This window comes from Pseudomonas sp. RW10S2 (assembly GCF_014268985.1).
Classification (GTDB): domain Bacteria; phylum Pseudomonadota; class Gammaproteobacteria; order Pseudomonadales; family Pseudomonadaceae; genus Aquipseudomonas; species Aquipseudomonas wayambapalatensis.
The window spans coordinates 1-4,368 of sequence record NZ_JABWRO010000204.1 but is presented as its reverse complement, the minus strand read 5'-3'; the positions used below and the strand labels follow the sequence as shown (position 1 = coordinate 4,368).

At 65.0% G+C, this 4,368-nt stretch carries 6 protein-coding genes; 1 reads left to right on the top strand and 5 read right to left on the bottom strand.

What is annotated here, in order from left to right; translation table 11 throughout:
• The 4 genes from HU729_RS25035 to HU729_RS25020 all read right to left on the bottom strand — a co-directional run.
• Nucleotides 1-846 (bottom strand): replication initiator protein A (locus HU729_RS25035; protein ID WP_186711875.1); only part of this gene is annotated, 846 nt, incomplete at its 3' end.
• Nucleotides 847-860: 14 nt separating this feature from the next.
• Nucleotides 861-1,136 (bottom strand): helix-turn-helix domain-containing protein, encoded by a 276-nt coding sequence (locus tag HU729_RS25030; protein WP_202883567.1) that lies wholly within the window; start codon nt 1,134-1,136, stop codon nt 861-863.
• Nucleotides 1,137-1,261: 125 nt separating this feature from the next.
• On the bottom strand, nt 1,262-2,017 hold the full coding sequence (locus HU729_RS25025; RefSeq protein WP_186711873.1) for a DUF2285 domain-containing protein: 756 nt from the start codon (nt 2,015-2,017) through the stop codon (nt 1,262-1,264).
• 353 nt (nt 2,018-2,370) lie between these two features.
• The gene (locus HU729_RS25020) at nt 2,371-2,721 is read right to left on the bottom strand and encodes a DUF2958 domain-containing protein (protein ID WP_186711872.1); all 351 of its coding nucleotides are present in this window, start codon (nt 2,719-2,721) and stop codon (nt 2,371-2,373) included.
• Nucleotides 2,722-3,039: 318 nt separating this feature from the next.
• On the opposite strand from HU729_RS25020, the gene HU729_RS25015 reads away from it, so the two are divergent.
• The gene (locus HU729_RS25015; protein ID WP_026437458.1) at nt 3,040-3,333 is read left to right on the top strand and encodes a helix-turn-helix transcriptional regulator; all 294 of its coding nucleotides are present in this window, start codon (nt 3,040-3,042) and stop codon (nt 3,331-3,333) included.
• A 66-nt stretch (nt 3,334-3,399) separates the two neighbouring features.
• On the opposite strand, the gene HU729_RS25010 is transcribed toward HU729_RS25015, so the two are convergent.
• Nucleotides 3,400-3,714 carry a DUF736 domain-containing protein gene (locus tag HU729_RS25010; RefSeq protein ID WP_186711871.1) on the bottom strand — a complete coding sequence of 105 codons (315 nt, stop codon included), beginning with the start codon at nt 3,712-3,714 and terminating at the stop codon, nt 3,400-3,402.
• Between the last annotated feature and the right edge of the window lie 654 nt (nt 3,715-4,368).

The window sequence follows — 4,368 nt, the reverse complement described above, 5'->3', positions numbered from 1 at the left end:
CCCCCCGGGCGGGGGGGGGGGGGGGGGTCGGAAGGTCAATAACTCCGTACGGTCGCCCGGCATTCGTTCGATGCTCAGGACGTAGCCTGGCAGTGATTGCCGCGCCACCAAAACGCGCAGGTCGTAGGCGAAATCCGAAAACCGCGAGCTGCTGCCAGACTTGCGATACAGATGTCGGAAGTCGAACTGCCAGCCGGCTTCCTGTCGACCGCCATGCTTGCGCACCAGCCGATACAGCCATCGCTCGATGCCGCCCGTGAGTCGGAAATACGCCGGGTCGATGGTGAGTACCAGCGCCGCGTCGAGCACGCCCGCGTAGAACCAGTCCGGCAGGATCAGCTCGATGCCCAGCGGCGTGCCGCGGGCGTCGGCCAGCTCTTTCCACTCGTTGATCCAAGAAAAGCGGTGCAGCCGTCGTCCGGTCGTCTCTCGGATGGACGTGGCCACAGTGGTCGACTGCAAGCGATCCAGCGCAGCCTTGAGGCGTTGGTAGTCGTGCAGCGACGTTCCGCGCCCGATGAAGCGCAGGATCTCGTAGGGCGTTGCCTGCATCAGGCGCGATGGACGAATACCCGCATCGCGCGCTTCCACGATTTGCGAAGCGGCCCAGATCAGGATGTCCGCATCCCAGATGGTGGCGATGCCGTGCTCCAGTGTCCCTTCCACGCGTATCGTGATGTTGCCGCTGCGAAAGTCGATCGGCGCCGTGCGCCGCGATTTCGCCAGCGAGAAAAATGGAAAGGCCATCAGGTCCTGGCTGTCGCGCGGCGCCATGTCGCCCGGCAAGGCGCGGAACAGATCGAGCTGTTCCCGCTCCCGCGATGGGTTGGACAGGGCGATGGCCACCGGCGAGCCACCGATCAGCGCGCACGGCTGTCGGCCGAGTGGTGCTCGGCGTATTCCGGGTCGGACGTGGTTTCGTAGCTGCGCTGGTCGGCCCAGGCATCAAGGTCGGACACCGCGTACATGACGCGCCGGCCGAACTTGCGGAACTTCGGCCCGTTGCCGATCACGCGCTGTTTCTCCAGCGTACGCGGCGAGAGGCGCAGGTAGTCGGCGGCCTCATCATTGGTGAGATAGCGTTGAGGCTGCGCCGGCGCGGGAGCGGCGGCAGGTTGCAAGGGAGCGGGTCGCATGGTGAGAACCTCCATCGGTCAGGAACGCCCGGCCACACAACGCGACCGGATGGAGGCAGTCTCAAGAAAGAGGCGCGGAGCGCAGAGGGTCGTTTTGCAGTGAAGGCAAAGCGACCCTCCCCAGGTCATTCGAGCTGTGCCAGACGGCGATAGCCGCCGCGCATCAGCAATCGGCCGCGCTGCACCAAGCGGCGCACGCGCGAACGCAGTCCGCCGTCGGCGTACCAGCCGCCGGCGACGGCTTCGGCGCCGAACAGCCCAGCGGCTGTTTCGCGCAAGGATGCGCCCGCCAGGGTCGCGTCAAGTGCCTGGAGCGTGTGCAACTCCAGCAGCGCGGCAGGCGTGGGCCGAGAGCGGGCCGCTGCCGCAGGCGCGGTCTCGGCGACCACGGCCAGCTTGTCCAGCTCGGCCGCCATCGTGTGGTAGCGCCCGCAGCGGGCAGCACACGCGCGGACGGCATAGAGATAGGCCATGCCATCGGCCAGGCCCGGTGCCAGTGCCAGCCGCACACAGCAGCCAGGCCATCGTGCCACCAGCACCAAGCGCTTGCCATCGTGGATCAGATGCTTGTGGCCCGGGATGCGCCAGAACTCGAAGGCGTCGGCATCGGGTGGCGGGTCGGCGTCCGGGTAGAGCTGGAGCACGGCGTCATGGTCGGGGAACCAGGCTGGATGCGCGTCGCGCGCGTCCAGCGCCGGGTCTTCCAGCAGGCGAAGCCCCCACGCGTGCGCCGCATCCGGCCTGCTGCGACGGCGTAGCCAGTCGCGCCGGTATTCGGGATGGCGGCGCAGGTACTCCCACGCCAGCGCGGGGCCGTCAAGGTGCAGCACGTAGAGATACGCGGCGGTTGGATACCAGGACTCGGCGCTTCGATCAGCCATGAGGCAACCTCCTGTTGAACAGGAACGTCGCTATGGGCGTCGAAGACAGGAGCTACTGCGTTATCCGAAAACCGTCATCAAGGAGGGCTAAGCTGGCAGTAGTCAAGACCGATTGGCTCCGAAATCTTGCGAGGTTCGTCCGAGTGCGACGACCGCGCATCCCGGAAATGGGGCGCGGCACTGACACCGTGCCGCAGCCCGCGCCACACATCATGTCTTTCTGGGTCATGTTGCACCCTCTTGGTGCAAGAGTGCCGATTCAGACCCCAGCCGTCTTGAGCCAGACTGAGAAAGACACAGTGCGCCGCAACGGCCTGTGTCTGGATGGCCCGCCGCAGGGAGCAGGCTGTTCGTCAGTCGGGGATCGAACCATCGCGCTGCGCCAGCCAGGCGTATTCCGATAACGGCCGCGAGGCGCGGAAATACAGGTCACGCAGGATGGGCCGCTGCTGCGGCCCGACGATGCTGGCCAGGTCGGATAACCTGACCGTCCCCAGTGCCGGCACGCCAATGCCGAGGTCGATCAGCCCCCACGCGGTATCGCCATCGGCTGGGTCGAGCGCGGCCAGCAACCAGGTCGCATGCGCATCCGGCGTGAACAGTCGCACCACTGGCAACGGGTCGATGCTCTGGCCGGCGGCGCGCGCCGCGCCGTTGGCGAGCAGGCGTGCGCGTTCGTCGGCGGTGGTGAACGGCTGGGTCATGGGCAGAAATCCAACGCATCTGCGAATGCACGAACACACCTTTCAGTCGAAGCACGGAACCGCCAAGACGGATATGCGCATTCGTGCGCAAGCACGAATGCGCAAGCTCTCGAATCCGTACATGCACAGAAACGCAAATGCGGAATTGTGGATGTCAGGAAAGACACGAATGCGGCTCCCCGGTTCTGGCGAAATCCTCAGATGCGGATTTCCTTAAAGGCACAAATACGGAAAACAACAACACCAATTGAACACTATAGATTGTAGCCCTATAGGGCGCAATAGGTTGTCATCTTGGTTTTATAGGGAAAACCATTGGTGGCGGCTAAAAACTCATTGGCAACGGCAATACGGACGGTCAGAAAAGCGCGCGGCTTGAGCCAGGAAGCGTTTTCTGACGTGTCGAGCCGCACCTATATGAGTTCACTGGAACGCGACCTGAAAAGCCCGACCCTGCACAAACTGACCGAGCTGTGCGAGGTCATGGAAGTGCATCCCCTCACGTTGCTGACCCTGGCCTACGCCGGCGACAGCCCGCACAAGGCCGATCAGCTTCTGGCGCAGGTACGCCAGGAGCTGGAGGCAATCTTGAAGAAGCGCGACGCGCCGTAGGCGCGCGCGGCGCTGCGACTAGCAGCACTGCGCCCCGCCGCAATGGACGGGGCGCGGTGGCGGCCGTCAGGCCGCTTGAGGCTTGCTGCGCGACCAGATCAGGTCGTGCGTGCCGTCCTCGCCTTCGATCAGGCGGGCATAGACCGTTGCCGGGAACGAAGGATCGTCCACGGTCACGGACAGGTAATCCCGTCCGGCTTCGCTGGTCTTCTTCCACGCCGCACCGATGTCGTGGCTTGCCGCCTGCAAGCGGAAGTCGGGGGCGTTCTCGTTGTTGCCCTTGTCGTTGGAAACCAGCTTGACCTTGACGTTGAGCGTCAGGGTGCGGAGCGTGCCGGTGAAACCGTCTTTGTCTGCGGTGAAGGTGCCGATGTTAGCCATGATGATTTTCCTTTCGGGTTGAACAAGATCGCGCCAGTGCGTCCTTGTTGTGATCCGGCCGGCGGGGGATGGGCGGGCCGCACCGCGCAGCGGTCGCAGCAGCGTGGAGAACCTGCAAGCGCAAAGAATTTGTCCCGCGAGGAAGCCGCGCAGCGGCGGGGAAATTGTTTGCGCTGGAAGGTTGCGGCCATGAAGCCCAAGGCGCAGCCGTGTCCTCGCCAGGATTCACAACAGACCAAGGACGTACAGGCCGACCGTTCCCGAAAGGAGACATGACCGACTCGACATCCCCGCGTGATGGCTTCACCGGCTTGTGCCCTGATGCGGCAAGGCCAAGACCCCAGCGACAAGGCGGGAGCGCCCCTGCCGCAGCTTGCGGCCTCGTGCTTGAGGCGTGACGTGGAAGCTCCATAAGCTCGGCCGGGCGGGTGTGTCGGTGAACCGTCCTGCGTGACGTACAGGCGATGAACCGCCAGCGTCGGGGACAGCACGCTTTTGCACAACCTGCCGCAGCAAGCCTGGGCGTAGCCCCACATGCTCCGCCGATGCGGCGGGGCGTCATCGAAACGTTGCCCGCATCAGCGGACACCGATCGCCGTGCCGCGCGCAAGGCACTTGTGCGCTCGCCCCCCCCCCCCCCCCCCCGGGGGGGGG